The organism is Frankia canadensis, assembly GCF_900197875.1.
In the GTDB taxonomy this organism is placed as follows: domain Bacteria; phylum Actinomycetota; class Actinomycetes; order Frankiales; family Frankiaceae; genus Frankia; species Frankia canadensis.
On record NZ_FZMO01000113.1, the window covers coordinates 36329 to 54006 of the forward strand.

General features: G+C 71.6%; 18 protein-coding genes. 10 read left to right on the top strand and 8 right to left on the bottom strand.

Features of this window, described 5'->3' with window-relative positions; translation table 11 throughout:
* The first annotated feature begins 6 nt into the window (after positions 1 to 6).
* The 4 genes from C1A33_RS11930 to C1A33_RS11945 all read left to right on the top strand — a co-directional run bounded on the left by C1A33_RS11930 (position 7) and on the right by C1A33_RS11945 (position 3624).
* Positions 7 to 957, top strand: a complete 951-nt coding sequence (locus C1A33_RS11930) for an ABC transporter permease (RefSeq protein ID WP_101831579.1) — start codon at positions 7 to 9, stop codon at positions 955 to 957.
* On the top strand, positions 954 to 1844 hold the full coding sequence (locus C1A33_RS11935) for an ABC transporter permease (protein WP_207770271.1): 891 nt from the start codon (positions 954 to 956) through the stop codon (positions 1842 to 1844). The genes C1A33_RS11930 and C1A33_RS11935 overlap by 4 nt, the downstream gene beginning before the upstream one ends.
* Positions 1841 to 2716: an ABC transporter ATP-binding protein gene (locus tag C1A33_RS11940; protein ID WP_207770272.1), complete on the top strand. Its 876-nt coding sequence runs from the start codon at positions 1841 to 1843 to the stop codon at positions 2714 to 2716. The genes C1A33_RS11935 and C1A33_RS11940 overlap by 4 nt, the downstream gene beginning before the upstream one ends.
* A gap of 116 nt (positions 2717 to 2832) precedes the next feature.
* The gene (locus C1A33_RS11945) at positions 2833 to 3624 is read left to right on the top strand and encodes an ABC transporter ATP-binding protein (RefSeq protein WP_243407454.1); all 792 of its coding nucleotides are present in this window, start codon (positions 2833 to 2835) and stop codon (positions 3622 to 3624) included.
* Positions 3625 to 3705: 81 nt separating this feature from the next.
* On the opposite strand, the gene leuA is transcribed toward C1A33_RS11945, so the two are convergent.
* Positions 3706 to 5421, bottom strand: a complete 1716-nt coding sequence (gene leuA / locus C1A33_RS11950) for a 2-isopropylmalate synthase (RefSeq protein WP_207770273.1) — start codon at positions 5419 to 5421, stop codon at positions 3706 to 3708.
* Between the two features lie 329 nt (positions 5422 to 5750).
* On the opposite strand from leuA, the gene C1A33_RS11955 reads away from it, so the two are divergent.
* From C1A33_RS11955 to C1A33_RS11965, 3 genes are all read left to right on the top strand, one after another.
* Positions 5751 to 6449 (top strand): FadR/GntR family transcriptional regulator, encoded by a 699-nt coding sequence (locus C1A33_RS11955; RefSeq protein WP_101831581.1) that lies wholly within the window; start codon positions 5751 to 5753, stop codon positions 6447 to 6449.
* A gap of 374 nt (positions 6450 to 6823) precedes the next feature.
* Complete coding sequence (locus tag C1A33_RS11960; protein WP_101831582.1) at positions 6824 to 8305, top strand: effector-associated domain EAD1-containing protein; 1482 nt, start codon at positions 6824 to 6826, stop codon at positions 8303 to 8305.
* Between the two features lie 17 nt (positions 8306 to 8322).
* Entirely contained in the window at positions 8323 to 8973 is a 651-nt protein-coding gene (locus C1A33_RS11965) for an effector-associated domain EAD1-containing protein (protein WP_133150647.1), read from the top strand.
* Here the strand turns inward: C1A33_RS11965 and C1A33_RS11970 are convergent.
* From C1A33_RS11970 to C1A33_RS11995, 6 genes are all read right to left on the bottom strand, one after another.
* The gene (locus C1A33_RS11970) at positions 8957 to 9199 is read right to left on the bottom strand and encodes a hypothetical protein (protein ID WP_101831584.1); all 243 of its coding nucleotides are present in this window, start codon (positions 9197 to 9199) and stop codon (positions 8957 to 8959) included. The genes C1A33_RS11965 and C1A33_RS11970 overlap by 17 nt on opposite strands.
* Before the next feature lie 216 nt (positions 9200 to 9415).
* Complete coding sequence (locus C1A33_RS11975) at positions 9416 to 9961, bottom strand: SRPBCC domain-containing protein (RefSeq protein WP_101831585.1); 546 nt, start codon at positions 9959 to 9961, stop codon at positions 9416 to 9418.
* A gap of 245 nt (positions 9962 to 10206) precedes the next feature.
* Positions 10207 to 10536, bottom strand: coding sequence for a hypothetical protein (locus C1A33_RS11980; protein ID WP_101831586.1), 330 nt, complete (start codon positions 10534 to 10536; stop codon positions 10207 to 10209).
* A 75-nt stretch (positions 10537 to 10611) separates the two neighbouring features.
* Complete coding sequence (locus C1A33_RS11985) at positions 10612 to 11826, bottom strand: cytochrome P450 (protein WP_101831587.1); 1215 nt, start codon at positions 11824 to 11826, stop codon at positions 10612 to 10614.
* Positions 11827 to 11855: 29 nt separating this feature from the next.
* A complete protein-coding gene (locus tag C1A33_RS11990) occupies positions 11856 to 13103 on the bottom strand; it encodes an NAD(P)/FAD-dependent oxidoreductase (protein WP_101831588.1) in 1248 nt (415 codons plus the stop codon).
* On the bottom strand, positions 13103 to 14770 hold the full coding sequence (locus C1A33_RS11995; protein ID WP_101831589.1) for a carotenoid oxygenase family protein: 1668 nt from the start codon (positions 14768 to 14770) through the stop codon (positions 13103 to 13105). The genes C1A33_RS11990 and C1A33_RS11995 overlap by 1 nt, the downstream gene beginning before the upstream one ends.
* A 223-nt stretch (positions 14771 to 14993) precedes the next feature.
* Between C1A33_RS11995 and C1A33_RS12000 the strand changes: the two genes are divergently transcribed.
* The gene (locus C1A33_RS12000; RefSeq protein ID WP_101831590.1) at positions 14994 to 15515 is read left to right on the top strand and encodes an SRPBCC family protein; all 522 of its coding nucleotides are present in this window, start codon (positions 14994 to 14996) and stop codon (positions 15513 to 15515) included.
* A 126-nt stretch (positions 15516 to 15641) separates the two neighbouring features.
* The gene (locus C1A33_RS12005) at positions 15642 to 16880 is read left to right on the top strand and encodes an ABC transporter substrate-binding protein (protein WP_101831591.1); all 1239 of its coding nucleotides are present in this window, start codon (positions 15642 to 15644) and stop codon (positions 16878 to 16880) included.
* A gap of 237 nt (positions 16881 to 17117) precedes the next feature.
* Here the strand turns inward: C1A33_RS12005 and C1A33_RS34815 are convergent, their stop codons facing one another.
* Positions 17118 to 17285 (bottom strand): hypothetical protein, encoded by a 168-nt coding sequence (locus C1A33_RS34815; RefSeq protein ID WP_165818342.1) that lies wholly within the window; start codon positions 17283 to 17285, stop codon positions 17118 to 17120.
* Positions 17286 to 17356: 71 nt separating this feature from the next.
* Here C1A33_RS34815 and C1A33_RS12010 point away from each other — a divergent pair.
* A partial coding sequence (locus tag C1A33_RS12010; protein ID WP_165818343.1) for a recombinase family protein occupies positions 17357 to 17678 on the top strand: 322 nt, incomplete at its 3' end.

Genomic DNA, 17678 nt, shown 5'->3' on the forward strand with positions numbered 1-17678 from the left:
GCTCCGGTGGCGCTGATCCTCATCCGGCGGCTCGGCCTGCTGCTGGTGTCGCTGCTGGTGGCGAGCGTGCTGGTGTTCGCGGCGCTGCGGCTGCTGCCCGGCGACGTAGCCCAGGTGATCGCCGGGACGCGCGCGTCGCCCGAGCAGGTGGACCGGATCGCCCACCAGCTCGGCACCGACCGTCCCCTGGTGATCCAGTACCTGCACTGGCTGGGCGGGGTGCTGAGCGGTGACGTCGGACACTCGGCGGTGAACGGCGTCTCCGTGTCCGGCGAGCTCGGGCAGAAACTCACCGTCACCGGGCCGCTGGTGGCCGCCGCGACCCTGCTGGGGGCGCTGGTCGGGGTTTCGCTGGGAATCGTGGCGGCGGCGCGCCACCGCCGTCGGTCGGGGATCGTGCTGTCGGTCCTGAGCCAGCTCGGCCTCGCGGTGCCGAGCTTCTGGGTTGGCCTGATGGCGACGACGGTCTTCGCGGTGCACTGGCGGTGGCTGCCCGCGGGCGGATTCCCGGCCGGCGGCTGGAACGAGCCCGCCGCCGCGGTGCGCTCGCTCGTCCTGCCGGTGCTGACACTGGCGCTGCTGGAGGGTGCGGTGCTGCTGCGGTTCACCCGCTCGGCGACTCTGGAGGTGCTGCACGCCGACTACCTGCGCACCGCCCGAGCGAAGGGGCTGACCCGGGGACGGGCGCTGCTGCGGCACGGGGTGCGCAACGCGCTGCTCCCGGTGCTGTCCGTGCTCGGGCTGGAGTTCGCGAGCCTGCTGCTGGGCGCGGTCGTGATCGAGAACGTCTTCTCGCTGCCCGGCGCCGGCCAGATGCTCGTCACCGACGTCGGCAACCGGGACCTGGTCAAGGTGCAGGGCACGGTCCTGCTGGTCACGGCCGTGATCCTGGTCGTCGGTTTCCTCGTCGACGTCGGGCACCACCTGCTCGACCCGCGCCTGCGGGACGCCCGGTGAGTGCGGGCGCGGGCGCGGGCCGTGGCGCGGGCGGCATCGTGCGCGGGGTGTTGCGCACCCGGTCGGGACGGCTCGGCGCCGCGCTGTCTGGCCTGATCGTCCTTGCGGCGCTGGTCTCGCTCGTCTGGACGCCCTACGACCCGACACAGGTCGATCCGGCCGACTCGTGGGCGCCACCGTTCGGCCGGCACCCGCTCGGCGCGGACCGGCTCGGGCGCGACCTGTGCAGCCAGCTGCTCGCCGGAGCCCGGATCACCCTGGCGGTCGCGGTCGGCACGACGGCGCTCGCCGCTGTGATCGGGCTGGCCCTGGCGCTGTCCGCGGTCCTCCCCCCACCACCGGTCGCCCGCGGCGTCGTCCACCTGGTGGACGTCCTGGTCGCCTTCCCGCTGCTGCTGATCGCGCTGGTGCTGGCCGCGGTCTTTCCCGGCCGCACCTGGACGACCGTGGTGGCACTGGGGCTGGGCCTGGGAGTGCAGGTCGGCCGGGTCACCCGCGGCGAGCTGCGCCGGGTGCTGGCGACCGACTACGTCCTGGCCGCCCGCGCCGCCGGGGCGGGAACCGGGCGGATCGTCCGCCGCCACCTGTTGCCCAACGTCGCCCCGACGCTGTGGGTGCAGCTCTCGCTGACGGCCGGGGTCGCGGTGGTGGCGGAGGCAGCGCTGTCCTACCTGGGTCTCGGTCCGCCGCCGCCGGCACCGTCCTGGGGCCGCAGCCTGCACGACCTGCAGCCCTACCTGACGCTGCGCCCACTGGTGCTGCTGTGGCCGGGGCTGGCCATCGTGCTCACCGTCCTCGGCTTCAACCTCCTCGGCGACGGCCTGCGCGAGGCCGCCGACCCGCACCTGCGTCCCGCGCCGCACACCGCTGTGGATGGTGCGCCGTGACGGCCGGGGCAGGCGGGGGCGCGGAGCTCCTGTTGGAGGTCACCGACCTGCGGGTACGGATCGGGAGGACCCCGGTTGTCGACGGCGTCGGGCTCCGGGTGGCGGCCGGGGAGCGGGTCGGGCTGATCGGCGAGTCCGGATCGGGCAAGTCGATAACCGCGCTGGCGATCATTGGGCTGGCCCCGGACGACGCGGTCGTCCGCGGCAGTGTCCGCCTTCGCGGCCGGGAGCTGGTCGGCCGCTCCGACCGCGAGCTGTCCCGGATCCGGGGCGCCGAGGTCGCGATGATCTTCCAGGAGCCGCTCAGCGCGCTCAACCCGCTCATGCGGGTCGGGCGGCAGATCGCCGAACCGCTGCGGGTGCACCGCGGGTACTCGCGCCGGGCCGCCGACGCGGCCGCCCTCGACCTCGCCGAGCGCGTCGGCCTGCCCGATCCCGAGCTGCTCGTGCGCGCCTATCCGCACCAGCTCTCCGGTGGCCAGCGCCAGCGGGTCGGCCTGGCACTGGCGCTCGCCTGCCGCCCGGCACTCATCCTCGCCGACGAACCGACGACCGCACTCGACGTCACCGTGCAGGCGGAGATGCTCGGCCTGCTGACCCGGCTCGTCGACGAGACCGGCGCGGCGCTGCTGTTCATCACCCATGATCTGGCCGTCGTCGCCGCCACCACGCGCCGGCTGGAGGTGATGCGGGCGGGCCGCCTCGTCGAGTCCGGAGCCACGGCCGACCTGCTGCGCACCCCTCGCCATCCCCACACCCAGGCACTGCTCGCCGCTGCCCGCGCCGCCGCCTGGCCGCCGGCCGGCACCGTTCCCCCACGGGAGCCGGAGGACGTGCCCGGCCCGTCGGACCCCGAGGCGGTCGTCCGATGACGGTCCATCCGAAGCCGCCCCACCCCACGTCGGCCCACCCCACGTCGGATCGTCCGGCGTCGGATCGTCCGGCCAGCCGTCCGGCGCAGGGACCCGGTACCATCCCGCTCTTCGAGGTGGCGGGGTTGTCGAGGTCGTACCCGCTGCCTCACGCGGGCTGGCGGGCGGGCGGCCGTCCTGGTGGGCGCCGCGCCCGGCGGCAGGCCGTGCGGGACGTGACGCTGACACTGCCGGCGGGCTCGAGCCTCGGGATCGTCGGGGAGTCCGGCTCCGGCAAGTCGACCCTGGTACGGCTGCTCCTCGGGCTCGACCGGCCCGACTCCGGCACGATCCGCTACCGCGGGCGGCCCGTGCGCGCCTCCCACCGATCCCGTGACCTGCGCTGGCTGCGCCGCGACGTGCAGGTCGTCCTGCAGGACCCGGTGGCGTCCCTGGATCCGCGGCTGACCGTCGGTGCGATCGTCGCCGAACCGCTGGAGTGCCTGCGGATCGACGAGGATCATGGTGCGCGCGTCGAGGAGGTGCTGGCCGCCGTCGGCCTGCCCGCGGACGCGCGCGATCGGTTTCCGCACGCGTTCTCGGGCGGGCAGCGGCAGCGGATCGCGATCGCCCGGGCGCTCGCGCCCCGGCCGCGGGTACTCGTCGGGGACGAGCCGGTCAGCGCCCTGGACATGTCGGTCCGGGCCCAGATCCTCGACCTGCTCGGCGAGCTGACGGCCGCGCACCGGCTCGGGCTGATCCTCGTCTCGCACGACCTCGGCGTCGTGGCCCGGCTGTGCGACCAGGCGGCGGTGATGCGCGCCGGCGAGATCGTCGAGCGTGGGCCCACCGCCGCCCTGCTGACACATCCCACACATCCATACACGCGCGCGCTGCTCGACGCCGTCCCCCGCCTGCCGATCGGTTGATGGCGACGGAGATCAGCGTGGCGGATCCCACACCTAGCGATGACCGGCCCCCGGAGTCAGGGCCGGTCATCGCGGCGCCGGCTATCGCGGCAGGCGGTTGACCGCGGCGATGACGGCGTTGACCGAGGCGGTGAGTACGGAGGTGTCCTGGCCCGCGCCCCAGCTGTCCGTTCCGTTCCGGCTGACCTGGACGTAGGCCGTCGCGAGGCTGGTCCCGCCGCGTTCCATGGCGTGTTCGCTGTAGGCGACGATCTCCGCCTCGACGCCGACCCCGGCGAGCAGGGCTGTCAGCGCCGCGAGCGGACCGTTTCCGGTCGCCTTGGCGCTCGTCTCAATGCCGGAGATCGACAGCTCGGCGGTGAACTCGTGCTCGCCCGCGGCTGTCTCGGTGGTCCGCCAGGCGGACAGGGTGACTGGCCCGTCGTGCACGGGCGCCAGGTAGCGGGTCTGGAACATCTCCCACAGTTCCTTGGGCATGAGCTCTCGGCCGTCGCGGTCGGCGGCCTGCTGGGCGACCCGGGCGAAGTCGACCTGCAGGCTTCTGGGGAGTTGCAGGCCATGGTGCAGGTTCAGCAGGTGTGCGATGCCGCCTTTTCCGGACTGACTGTTCACCCGGATCAGAGCCTCGTAGGTACGCCCGACGTCTGCGGGGTCGATCGGCAGGTACGGCACGGCCCATGGAGCCCGGCCCGCCGGCGCCGCGAGTTCGGTGGCGCGGGCCGCGTGATGCGCGAGGCCCTTGCTGATCGCGTCCTGGTGGGTGCCGGAGAAGGCTGTGTACGCCAACTCACCACCGTAGGGGTGCCGCGGATGGACCGGCATCCGGTTGCAGTGCTCGACAGTCTCCCGGATGACGTCGATGTCCGAAAAGTCGATCATCGGATTGACGCCCTGGGAGTAGAGGTTGAGCGCGAGGGTGACCAGGTCGACGTTGCCAGTGCGCTCGCCGTTTCCGAACAGGCAGCCCTCGATCCGCTGCGCGCCGGCGAGCAGTGCCAGCTCAGCGCACGCGACCCCGGTGCCGCGGTCGTTGTGCGGGTGGACGGAGAGGATCACCGAGTCCCGTCGGTCCAGGTTGCGGTGCATGTACTCGATCTGGTCGGCGTAGATGTTCGGTGTGGAGATCTCGACCGTCGCCGGCAGATTGTGGATGACCGGCCGTTGCGGACAGGCGTCCCACAGTTCAGTGAAGGCGTTGCAGATCTCCAGCGCGAAGTCGGGTTCAGTCGCGTTGAAGACCTCGGGGGAGAACTGGAAGCGGACGTCCGGGCAGTGCGGTGCCTCGGCGAGCCGGGCCATGTGCCCGCCGGCGTCGCGGGCCAGCGCCAGCAGGTCCGCGCGGTCGCGGCCGAGGACGACCTGCCGCCAGACCGGGGCCGTGGCGACGTAGAGGTGGACCACGACCCGGGGCATCCCGTCGTTGCTCGGTATCCCGGCAATCGACTCGAAGGTCCGTTCGATGAGGTCGCGCCGTGCCGGCGTGAACACCACCACAGTGACGTCCGGTGGTATGGCGTCGTCCTCGACCAGGTGCCGGACGAAATCGAAGTCGGTCTGGCTGGCCGAGGGGTAGCCGATCTCGATCTCCTTGAAGCCCATGGCGACGAAGAGGTCGAACATCGTTCGCTTGCGTGGCGTGTCCATGGGCTCGCGCAGGGCCTGGTTGCCGTCCCGCAGGTCCACCGGAACCCACAGCGGCGCGGTGTCGACGCGGCGCGTGGGCCAACTCCGGGCGGACGGGTCGATGCCGGGCAGGTCCACCCGCTCGTGGATGGGCTCGTACCGCTGGTGGGGCATGGAGCTGGGGCGCTGCGGATTCCAGGCGGGTGCGTGAGTCGGCCTGGTGCCCCGGGGTCGGATCAGCGTGGGAAAGCTGACCGCGGTGGCGAGGGAGGCGGGGGCAGTCCCGGGCACCGTCGCGGCAGGCAGCCTGGAGGAATGAACGGACATGGGAGTGGTCGGCCTTTCGGCTCGGTCGTACTGGTCGACCGGCAGCACGACACTCACCGCGGCGGGGTGCCGGTCGCGTCAGGCCCCGCCGCGGCGGAGAAGAAGCAGCCACACGCCCAGCGTCACGGACGTACCATACTCCAGGTCTCAGCTTCTCTGACAACCTGTGGGGTCCGATGGCTCTCGGTGCACTGCATCCGACGTCTCTGGTCGACCAGGCGACCCAGCGCCTGCGTGAGCAGATCACCGCCGGCGAGTGGCCGGTCGGCACTCGCCTGCCCGGGGAGACCTCGCTCGCGGCGGCGCTCGGAGTGGGGCGATCCACTGTGCGGGAGGCATTACGCGCGCTTGCCGGGGCGGGGCTGGTGCGGTCCCGGCAGGGATCCGGCGTGTTCGTCATCGCCCTGGAACCGGCGCAGGACTGGCGGGAGGTGCTGCGCCGAGCCGCGGTCGCGGACGTCTACGAGGTGCGGATGCTGATGGAAGTGCAGGCGGTGCGGCTTGCCGCGCAGCGCCGCACCGACGTGGAGATGAGTGCTCTGTGGGCAGCCCTCGACCGGAGGCGCGAGGCGGCAGCCGGTGGCGACGACGAGGCCTTCGTCGACGCCGACATCCGCTTGCACGCGGCCGTGGTCGCGGCCGCGCGTAACCCCGTGCTCGACGGGCTGTTCACCGAGTTTCTTCCCGCTCTGCGCCGAGGGCTCGTCGAGGTGGTTGAACTTCTGGATCTTCGCGCCGCCGAGGTCAACCACGGCGACGCCGCGCACGCCGCCCTCGTCGAGGCCGTGGCTGCCAGCGACGGCGAGCGCGCCAGCGAGATCCTGCGAGCCGAGCTGGACCAGACGCTGAACCTGCTCCGAGCGCCGACAGCCTAAGCGGGCAGCCGTGATAGTCACACCAACACTTCTTGCATCCTGCTGAGCGGCCGACGTCTTCGCCGTGGAAGCGGAGGTCGCCGCCCACAGCTTCTCCCGTCTCGAGGAGCAGCACCTGGAGGAGCAAGCGCCGACCAGTTCTTCGGCCGATCAGTTCTTCGGGCACGCCGGGGCGGCGGATCGCCGCCGCCGCGGCGCGGGTTACCGCTGCCCGCGATCGTCCAGATCGTCGCCGGAGTGCCGTACTCGGATCTGCGACGGATTCGTTAGAGTTACGGCGCCCGGTGGATTTCGGGGGCCCTCAGGGCGTCTGCTGGTGCGCGGCTGACGGGGGGTCGCCGGTGACCTGGCTGGATGAGACAAGGGTCGCGGACATGAGCGGCGCCGAGCGCCGGACGGTTCGCGACGCGCTTCTGACCGCGTATCCGACCTGGGGACGGCTCGAGGAACTGCTTGACGGCCTCGACCGGCCGCTGAGCCGATACGCGGCCGAGTCCATGCCCCTGCCCGACGCGGTGTTCAGAGTTGTCGAGGGAGCGAGGGCCGAGGGCTGGCTGCCACGGCTGCTTGCCGACGCCGCCGCGGTCAATCCTGGCAACAACCACTTGGCCGTGGTCGTCCTTCGGTACCGACGCGCCATACCCGGCGACGACGCGCTGGAAGAGTTATCCGAGCCGCCCGTCCGCCGTCCTCCTGCGGACATCAGGCCGCGCGCGCCGCGCCGCCTCGCCACCACCCGCGGACGGCTGGCCACCTCCCTGGCCATCGGCGTGGCCTTAGCCGGTGTGGGTTTAGGGACCGGGCTCGCCATCGACTGGTCGGGCCCACACGGCCACGCGGGAACACCCAGCGTAGGGAGCCACTCCCCGGTCACGAACACGCGTCCCGGGAACATCGCCCAGCCACGGCCGCTCGGACGGCTCACCGGCCAGGCCGGCGGCATACCGTCGGTGGCGTTCTCGCCGGATGGCCGGACCCTCGCCACCGCGAGTGCCGACAGGACCGTCCGGCTGTGGGACCTTACCCACCCCGCCCAGCCACGGCCGCTCGGACCGCCCCTGACCGGCAACACCGCCGAGGTCTGGTCGGTGGCGTTCTCGCCCGACAGCCGCACCCTCGCGGTCGCCAGCTATGACAGCACCGTCCGCCTGTGGAACCTCACCAGCCGGGAACGGCCCTCGCCGCTGGGCCCACCGCTCACCGGTCCCGCGGGCCCGCTGTACTCCGTCGCGATCTCCCGGGACGGCTGCCTGCTCGCCGCCGCCAGCGACGACCGCGACGTCTGGCTGTGGGACACCACTGACCCGGCGAATCCGACCCGCCTCACTCCACCGCTGACCGGCGCCACCGCCCCGGTCGTCGCCGTGGCGTTCTCGCCGGACGGCCAGACCCTCGCCGCGGCGAGCGACGACCACGCCACCAGACTGTGGAGCCTCGTCGATCCAGCACACCCACGCCCACTGGGCGGACCCCTCACGATCGACACGGGCGCCGTGTTGTCGGTCGCGTTCTCCCCTGACGGCCGCACCCTCGCCGCCGGCGACCACGACCACACCATCCGGCTGTGGAGCCTGGCAGACCCGTCGAACCCGGTACCGATCGGGAAACCGCTGACCGGCCACACCGGCGCAGTGTGGGCCGTCGCCTTCGCCCCCGACGGCCGCACCCTGGCCAGTGGCGGCGGTGACAGCACCGTCCGTTTCTGGGACGTCACGGACCTCGCCCACCCCCACCCCGTCGGCCGCCCGCTGACCGGCCACACGGGCGCGGTGTGGTCCGTCGCGTTCTCCCCCGGCGGTCACGTCCTGGCCACCGCCGGCGCCGACGGCTCCGCACGGCTGTGGCAGTTCCCCTGACGGAGAAGGCGGTGACCATGGTCAGACTGGACGATGCGATGGTGCTCGGCATGAACGGCGCCCAGCGCCGTGCCGTACGAGAGGCGCTCGTCGTCGCGTACCCGAGCCGAGGCCGGCTCGAGGCGCTGCTTGACGGTCTCGATCGGTCCCTGGCCCACTACGCGGCCGACCAACTACCCCTGCCCGACGCGGTGTTCGCGGTAATGGCGGGAGCCAAGGCGGAGGGTTGGCTCCCGCTGCTGTTGGCCGAGGCTGTTGCGGTGACTCCTGACAATCGCCAGCTCGCGGACGTCGTCGGCGACTTTCAGGTCGGCGACTTTCAGGTCGGCGCGGCGACGACCGGCCGCGCGCCCACCACGCCGCCGTCGGACTGGGCCGTGATCGGCGCGCTGGCCGACGAGTTTCCCGATCTTCCGGCCGCGCGTCCACTGATCAGCCAGGCGGGGCTCCCACCTGGGCGCCAACCCGCGTGGAACGTCGCCGACGCCGAGACGTTCTGGTCGGAGGTCCACCGCCTGCTGGTCGACGGGGCTGTCGTGGACGGCTGGCCGAAGGTCCTGCTCGCGGCGCATCGCGCCCGCCCGGCGAACCCGGTACTCGCCGCCGCCGTGTCGGCGGCCGGCGCGACCGGGAATCCGGGGTGGCGCGAGATCAGCGGGAGGCCGTGACCTCGGTCCGGACACCGCCACTCATCGAGGCGGCGCGCTGCGTCGGAAGAGCGGCGACGCCGGCCGGCGTGCTCTGCGCGTGCACCAGGATCGCGTGCAGCTCCTGGCGGACGAACGGCGACAGGGCGGGGTCGAGCAGTACCGCGAGCTCGCGCCGCCGGGCACGCTCCGCACGAAACCCGACGACCTTCAGCCGCAACGAGGAAAAGGATTCACGGACGTACATGGGAACTCCTCCTGTGAGAATTCCAGGGGTAACGGACCACTGCCATCACCCCACACCATTGTGCCCCGGGTGGGAACACATGGACCCCGGATGACGACGTGATCTGTACTGCAGTCGCACATAAACCCGGAAATATGACCTGGGCCACGTAATGGCGCTCACACGAAAGGGGCGAGATACCGAATCAGCGTATCGGCCGTCACATTGTATCGGCGGTCACGTTGTATCGGCCCGCGGGGCGGCGCCGAGCGCCGCCTCAAGGCCGTTGAGGCGGAGCAGCGTGCCGCCACGCAGGTGGGCGACGTCGTCCGCACCGTCGCCGGTCAGGACGAGAAACACGTACTGTTCCGTCCAGCGCAGGTCGGTCCGCGTCGGTACCTCGCGACCACCACCATCGGGCCCGTCCCGTTCGGACTCGGCGGACGCCGCGGTCCGCGGCCTGAGTTCGACCGTCACCAGCGAGATCCACCGTGGGCGATCGTCGACCACGGCCTCGTAGGTGAACACGACGCGCTCGTCGGGCACGATGTCGAGGAAGGACCCGCGGTACTCCAGGCGCTGGGTGAGATCACCGGCCACGAACGTGTTGCCCGCGGACTCCGACCCACCGACACGGAAGTCCAGCTCATGCGTAGCCGTCGCCGTGGGGCCCGGCAGCTTCGCCCACCGCGAGCGCAGCTCGGCCCTGGCGAATCCGGCGAACACCCGAGCCGGGGACGCTGCCAGCGTCCGTTCCAGCGTGAACGAGCCATGCAGCGCCATGGTTCTCCATCTTGCCCTGGCTGTGGCCGCAACCGCCTGACCCGGTTCCGCGGGCCGTTCCGCGGGCGGTTCCGCGGGACCGCGGTTCCTGGTCTCTTCGGTGGTTACCCACGGACGGCGGGGCGCCACGACGCCAAGCCCGACCCGCACGCCAGGGCAGACGCAGCAGGGCGGGAAGCTCAGCGACGCCGGGCAGGTGGTGGGTGTGGCGCGCCTACCGAGGTGACCGACGCCCTAGGCCCCGGTCAGGACGCCGACGACCGCGCCGGCTCCGGCGTTGGTGCCAGCGCAATGCCGGGCCTCGTGGTGGCATCGGCAGTTGCCATCCCCACCGGCACGCCGCGCGCGTCCCCGCCCAGGCACAGCAGGAACGCGCAGCAGAGCAGCGCCCCCAGCACGCCGAGGATCCGCGCCTCCCGCTCGGCCTGCCGCTCCCAGGCCGCCCGCACCGCCTGAGGATCGATCTCCTCCGGACGCTTGCGGCGACTACCCATCCGCACCCGCCGGCCAGCACTCGACTCGTCTGCCGCGGCCCGATCCGCCGCCGTCACCGCCGCGAGGCGCCCTGCCGTCACGCGATCAGTTTACGGCGGACGGTAGGCGCCGCTCGGGTGCCCTCGCCGGGCGTGGGCAGGGCGCGGCCGGCCAGATCAGGCCGGCCCGGAGACTGCCTGCCGGTCGGCGGCGGGGTCGAGGATGAGGGGGAGGTGCTTGAGGCCGGGCTGGTTGCTGGAGTAGCTGCGGACGACGCCCGCGTGGTCCACCTGATAGTCGGGATAGCGGGTGAGCAGCTCCTCGAAGGCCACCCGCGCCTCAAGCCGGGCGAACGCCGCGCCGACGCAGAGGTGGATGCCATAGCCGAAGCCGAGCTGGCGACCGACGACGCGGCGGATGTCAAAGGTCTCCGGATCTCGGTGCGCCCGCTCATCGTGGCAGGCCGAGCCGAGCAGCAGCAGGACCCGACGCTCGGCCGGGACAACCGTGCCGTGGATCTCGACGTCGCGGCTGGTCCACCGGCCGGTGTACTGGGCGGGTGGGTCGATGCGCAGCATCTCCTCGACCGCGCCCGGGATCAGACTCGGGTCGTCGACGAGCTCGCGGCGGGCGTCCGGGGAGGCGGCGAGGCGCACCGCGCCGGTCGAGACGAGTTTCTTGACCGTCTCGTGGCCGGCGAAGGTCAGCTCGATCAGCCGGCCGAGGAGCTGGGTGTCGGTGAGGAACCGCTCGGTCCCCGCGTCGTCGACGACCGGTGTGTGCACAAGCAGGCTGATGAGATCGTCGCCTGGTTCGGCACGCCGCTGCGCGACCAGGGTGAGGAACAGTCGGGCCAGCTCCTCACCGGCCGCGACGGAGGCGGGCGGGCGCACACCGGGCGGATCGGTGGGTGCGCGGTCGAGCAGGCGGAAGCACAGGTCACGCACGCGCAGGCGCTGATCGACGGGCAGTGCGAGCAGCTCGGCGATGATGGTCAGGGGCAGCTCGGCCGCGAAGCCGTCGACCAGGTCGATGCGGCCGGTCTCGGCCGCCGTGTCGAGCAGCCCGGCGGCGACCTCCCGAATGCGGGGTTCGAGTTCCTGCACCCGCACGGCGCTGAACCGCCGCGCGAGGATGCGACGGTTCCACTCGTGCTCGGGCGGATCCCGGGTGAGCAGCGTGTCGAAGCCCTTCTCCACGCCTTCCAGCGTCGTGCCGTGCGCGTTGCGGAACGTGGCGTGGTCGAGCAGGCCGTCCACCACGTCCTCGTGTCGGGAGAGGGCGTAGAAGCCGTGCTCCGCGTTGTGGTAGACGGGCGCGTTGTCCCGCATCCAGCGATAGGTCGGGTACGGGTTCTCCGCGATGGCCGGAGAGAAGGGGTCGTAGTCCACGTTTCGCTCCGAGGCAGGATGAACGACGGTCAGTGCGCGCCGGCGTCGGCCGGCAGGAGACGTTCCGCGGGAGGCGTGCCGACCTCGTCGTAGAGCGCCGCGAGGCTGTCCGGGGCGAAGAACTCGTCGCTGGAGAGGCCGCCGCCGACCATTGTGAAGAACTTTCGCTGGTAGCTCGGGCTCCTGCTGACGGCGCCCAGCACCGAGGCGAGGAACGGCGACAGTGTGAGTTCCGACATCGCGACGGTCAGCCCGAACACGCCGGCGCTGTCGCGGTCGCGGCGCCGGGCGTACTCGGCGACGGCGTCGTCGATCGGGACGTCGCCGGACAGGCCGAGGTGCAGCTGCTCCGCCAGCAGTTCGCCGTACACGAAGGCGTCGGTGATGCCCCAGCCGGTCAGCGGATCCTTGTGGTAGCCGGCGTCGCCGACGAGGGCCCAGCCAGGGCCGTGGGACCGGCGGTAGAAGTTGTCCGCGTAATGGATCGCCCGGAACGGCTCCTCCTGCCGGCCGTTCGCCCGCAGGTCCGCGCCGAACTCGGGCGCCACATGGTCGAACACGGCCTGGAACTCGGCCTCGGGGTCGGCGCGGAACGTGCGGTAGGCGTCCCGCTTGCGCATGACGACCAGCATCATCAGGTCGTCGTGGGTGCGGCAGGCCGCGAACTGCCGCTCGTCGCGAATGAGGTTCTGGTGCGACCAGTCGATGCCGGAGAAATAGGAATAGTAGACGAATCCGGTCGCTGGAACGGCACGGTAGACATCCGCGCCTACCCGGGCGGCCACCGTGGAGTTCACCCCGTCGGCGCCCACCACGAACCGCGCGTGGAACTCCCGCTCCCCGCCATCGGCCATGCTCGCGCGAACACCGGTCACCCGGCCGTCGGCGGCGAACAGCAGGCCGACGACGCCGCACCGTTCGAGAACCTCCGCGCCGGCCTCGCGAGCGGCGTCGACGAGGAGCGCGTCGAGAACAGTGCGCCGCGGGCAGCAGACCTCGGTGATGCCCTCGATCGGATCGGCGAATCCCTCGACCACGAGGTCACCGCTGGCGAACCGCATCCGCCGCAGCGCCGGCATCCCGGTCGCGCGCAGCCGCTCGAGCAGCCCCCACGCGTTCAGCCGGGCCAGCCCCGCCTGGTGGATGAAATGCGTCGACACGGTGTCGCTCGGAAAGGCCGCCCGATCGACGACGAGGACCCGGTACCCGCGGCGCGCGAGCAGCATCGCCACCGGCGACCCCGCGCACCGCGCCCCCACCACGATGACGTCATACATCAGGAGTACCTCTCCAGCACGGCACCGACCACGCCTCGCACGTCCGACGACAGACCCCGCCAGCCCGAACCGATGTCGTCCGCATACGGACGCCGATAGTCCGTGTGCTGGGCGCCGGCTCCCAGAAGTCGTGGCATGTACAAGGAGTGGAACTGGATGGAAAGTTTGAGCCCGGGCACGGTCGCGACGGCGACCGGGCCCTTCCCCAGCGACAGGGCGTCAAAGATCTGCAGTTCCGTGCGATCGGTGTGATGCACGACGATCGCGACCCAGCCAGTGCCTCCGTCTGGGTCCGGCACAAACACCGGAGACTCCCCCGCCGTACCTGACGGAAACGACCACGCCGACTGTTCGGTCATGGTGTCCAGATCGAGGCAGACCAGCGAGGACGGTATTTCCATGGTGGGCAGCGCGTCGATCGGCACAGCCCGGTATGGATGATCCCGATAAAGGTCCACGACCCGGGTGACCAGCATTCCCGGGTCGCATCCCCAGTAGGCCTGCCACAGGTGGCGGCCCTTCTCCAGCGCCGGCGCCCGCATGTCCCGGCTGTAGAGCAGCGTTGCCCAGTGCCGGTCGACGTCGAGGAACGTGCGGCTGTCGCGGACCTCGCCGGTCCGGCCGTCGATGACGTACCGCCCCACGGGTGACGCGTCGACGGGCGCGGACACGAATCCGCGCAGCCCCTTCGCGACGGGCTCGCCGCTACCCCAGACCCGGTCGCTGTCGCGCAGCGAGTAGTTCAGGTCCCAGCCGTTGGAATGCGCCAGGTACAGCGTGACGTCGTCGCCGTCCTGCCGGTAGTCGGCGAAGTGGTGGAACGACTCGCGCGGCACCCGTGCGTGCACCACCGGTACGGCGCGCCCGCGCCGCTCGCGGGTCAGATCACGCTTGGCGACCAGGTACACGTCGGTGAACGGCAGGTGCGGCCGGGTCCGGTCACGGCCCGCCACGCTTCCCGGCTCCGGCTGGAAGCCGATCTCGGTGAGGATGACGTAGTCCTGCGTGACCGTCACCTCGTGCACGCCCTGGACCAGGTGCGCGCCGGGCACGTACCAGGTGTCGATGTCGCCCTGGCCATCCCAGCGCACCACCCACAGCGGACCCTCGACCTCGGTGCGGGAACTGCCCCGTGGCCTCAGGTTGGTGTTGCACCACCACATGCAGCCCTCGTCGAGGTCCTCGACCGGATGGGCGGCCGTGCGCACCCCGGGCCACAGCGGATGCTCGACGACCTCCGGATACTCCCCGACGCCGCCGAGGTAGGAGGTGAACTCCCAGCTCACCGGGTCGATCTCGACCGGGCGCTGGGCCAGCCCGGTCAGCAGGAGCCGGTCACCGAAGGTGTGCGGTGCCACGTTGGTCATGGCCGGCCGCGACGTCGCCAGCAGCGCGGCGAGCTCCTGCGGCGGCAGGGCCGCGGACAGGCCCGCCAGCATCGCGAGGTCCGGGGTGACCACCCGGGCCGTACGCCAGTGCCGCCTCGCGAGGTCGACATGGGTGAGCAGGCCAGGCCCGGCGAACATGAAATCGACGGCGGTCGGCTGGGCCGGTCCGATGAGCAGGGCATGCCCGGACATTCCCGCCGGCCACTCCCCCGAGGTGACCGTCAGGTCGACGTCGTATTCCACGCTTGGTTCGAGAAGATGGCGCAACGCGTGGTCCATATGGACTTCCTCGTCGGAGAAGGAAAACGCGGACCGGAGCAGTCGGTCAAAAGCAACCTAGCCCGGCGTCCACGCACCGACATGACACCATCGAAAAGCGGGATCGTTCCATAGGGAGGCACCCGAACACGCCGCGGCCGGGTAGCGAATCCGATAGAAAGTGGTCCACTACTGCCGGGTCGCACCGCGTTCCGGCCCCCGGCCAGGGAGAAGAGACACTCCGTTGCTCGACACGACGCTCGAGGCCAGCCTCACCATTCCCCGCCCGCCAGCGGACGTCCACGCCTTCATGACCACCCCCGACAACTGGGCCGCCGCCTCCCCACTGACCGAGTCGATTCGCGGTGAGAACACCGACCGCCCGGCGACGCTGGGCACGACGTTCGTGGACGTGCTGCGGCTCGGTGAGGCCGCCATGACCGTCGAGGTCGAATGGACCGTCACCCGCGACGAGCCGGGGATCACCTGGCAGATCGCCACCGATCCCCCGGCCAGCTCCGACCCCGCTGACGGCCGGGTGCACGTCACCCTGACCTACGCCTACGCCGACAGCCCCCTCGGCACCGGCAGTACGCTGCTGACCCGGGTGGTACGCGCCACCTACCCCGGTTCCGCGCCTCTCCCGCTGGCCTACCGCGACACGTTCACCAACCAGGCCGCCGCGAACCACTTCCTTGCCGCGATGCGGGACACCATGCTGGCTCGCCCTCGCGGGATGTCCACCGCCATACCACGACAAGGCTGACTCGCCCCACCTCCTGGGGCCTGCTACGGTTCCGTCCGGCGTCGTCGCAGGTCAGAGGGGTTGTCCCGACGACACCGACCACGGCGGGTCCCGGTCCGGTCCCGCCGCCGCGGACGGGGGTTGGACATGGGACATCGATGGCGCGCGCTCGTCGCCGCAGCGGCACTCGGCTGGACGGCAGCCACGCTGGCGGCCTGCGGCACCTCCCCGTCCACCGCCGACGTGGCCGGCTCGCGGAGATGCGCCGCCACCGCCAGCGTCACCGACACCGCGATCAACCTGGGGCTGCTGTACTCGGGTAGCGGCGTCGGTGCCGATCCCAGCATCCAGTTCCGCGCCGGCGTGGACGCGCGCCTCGACGAGCAGAACGCCCAGGGCGGCATCAACGGCCGCCATGTCGCCTACGACCTGCAGAACGACGAGAGCCGTCCTGAGATGAACCTCGTCGTCGGCCGGCGGCTCGCCGAGGAGAAGCAGGTCCTGTCGATCCTGCAGTTCAGCGTGGCCCCGACGGGCGCCGCGGACCTGCTCGACAAGGCCGGCATCGCCACCGTCGAGGGCGTCGTCCCCAATCCGGTCAACCACAGCAATGTCTTCAGCTATTCGCGGCCGCTGTCCCAGCAGCCGCCGTCGAGCAACTGGGGCGAGTTCATCGCCCAGCACGGAGGCCGGCGCGCCCTCACCGTCTCGGTGGAGTTCTCCGAGGCGACGCAGGCCCTCGCCGGTTTCGCGGCCCAGAGCCTGCGCGCGGCCGGCATCAACGTCGTCGGGACGCTGCAGGCACCAGGCAGCGGTTTCGACACCGCCGCGTTCGGCGCACGGATCAGGGCGACGGGCGCGGACAGCATCATCGCCTTTGTCCCTGCCTCGATCTTTTACCAGATGGTGGCCGGCGCCCGGGCCGCCGGAGTGAACCTCACCGTCGCGCTTGGCAACATCGCCACCTACGACCCGACCGCGCTGGCCGGAGTCGGCGCCGCGGCGGCCGGCGCGTACTCGTTTCTCGACTACGCGCCGTTCGAGATCGACAGCCCGGCGCACCGCCGCTTCCAGACGGCGATGAACCTCTACTCGCCGCAGGCCGCCGGGCACCCCCAGGGCGTCTCGCTGATCGGCTGGATCTCCGCCGACCTGCTGCTGCGCGGCCTCGAGGCGGCCGGCCCCTGCCCAACCAGACAGACGGTGCTCGACGGCCTTCGCTCGGTGCAGAACTACAACGCCGACGGCCTGCTCCCCGCGCCGATCAGCCTGCGCAGCGGCATCGGCGCCATCGCGCCGTGCTACGACTACGTGCAGGTGAACCAGGCCGGCACCGGTTTCGACGTGGTCCGCCCCGCCCCCCAGTGCGGCCGAATCCTCTCCTGACTCCACCCACCCGGCTACCAACTGATCGCGCTGACGACTCGCGTCGCCCCGGCTCACGCGTCCGCTCACCCGATCGCCGTCCGGCCCGGCCGTACCAGCGGCCGGGCCGGGCCCGTGTGTTCCCGCGGTAACACGGTTTTTCGCCCTTCTGGTGATCGTCCCGACCGGGCTGGAACTTTTGCGTCAAGGGCAATCTTTTGAGTGTGGCTGAGCTGCCCGCCGGGTGAGGGGTGCCAGTCAGTCGCAGGTGGCCGCGGGGCCGGGGCCGAGGTCCTGGGCGACCCAGCCGCTGCCGCGCGGCACCAACGTCACCGTCTGCGCGCTGCGGGTGCCGGTCTCGCCGGTTGGCGTGCCGCGTCGCTGGAACTGCTGGCGGGAGCCGCCGAAGCAGTCGTCGATGACCACGTTCTGCGGGGGTGGATACTGTTGCCGGTTGAGTGCTAGATAGCGCTGATTGGTGCCATATGATCGTGGGTGTGAACCTCAAGGAGTGGGCTGCGGTGAACGGGGTCGGGTACTCGACCTCCCGGCAGTGGTTCCTTGACGGCAAACTGCCGGTGCCCGCCCGTCGGGTCGGGGGGCTGATCCTCGTCGACGAACCCGTGCCGGCGGCTACCGGCCTGACGGCGGTGTATGCCCGGGTGTCGTCCGCAGATCAGAAGCCGGACCTGGACCGGCAGGTCGCGCGGGTCGTCACCTGGGCGGCCGGGCAGGGCCTACCCGTTGGCCGGGTCGTCACCGAGGTCGACGACGACCTGGTCCGCGACATCACCGAGATCCTCACGTCGATGTGCGCCC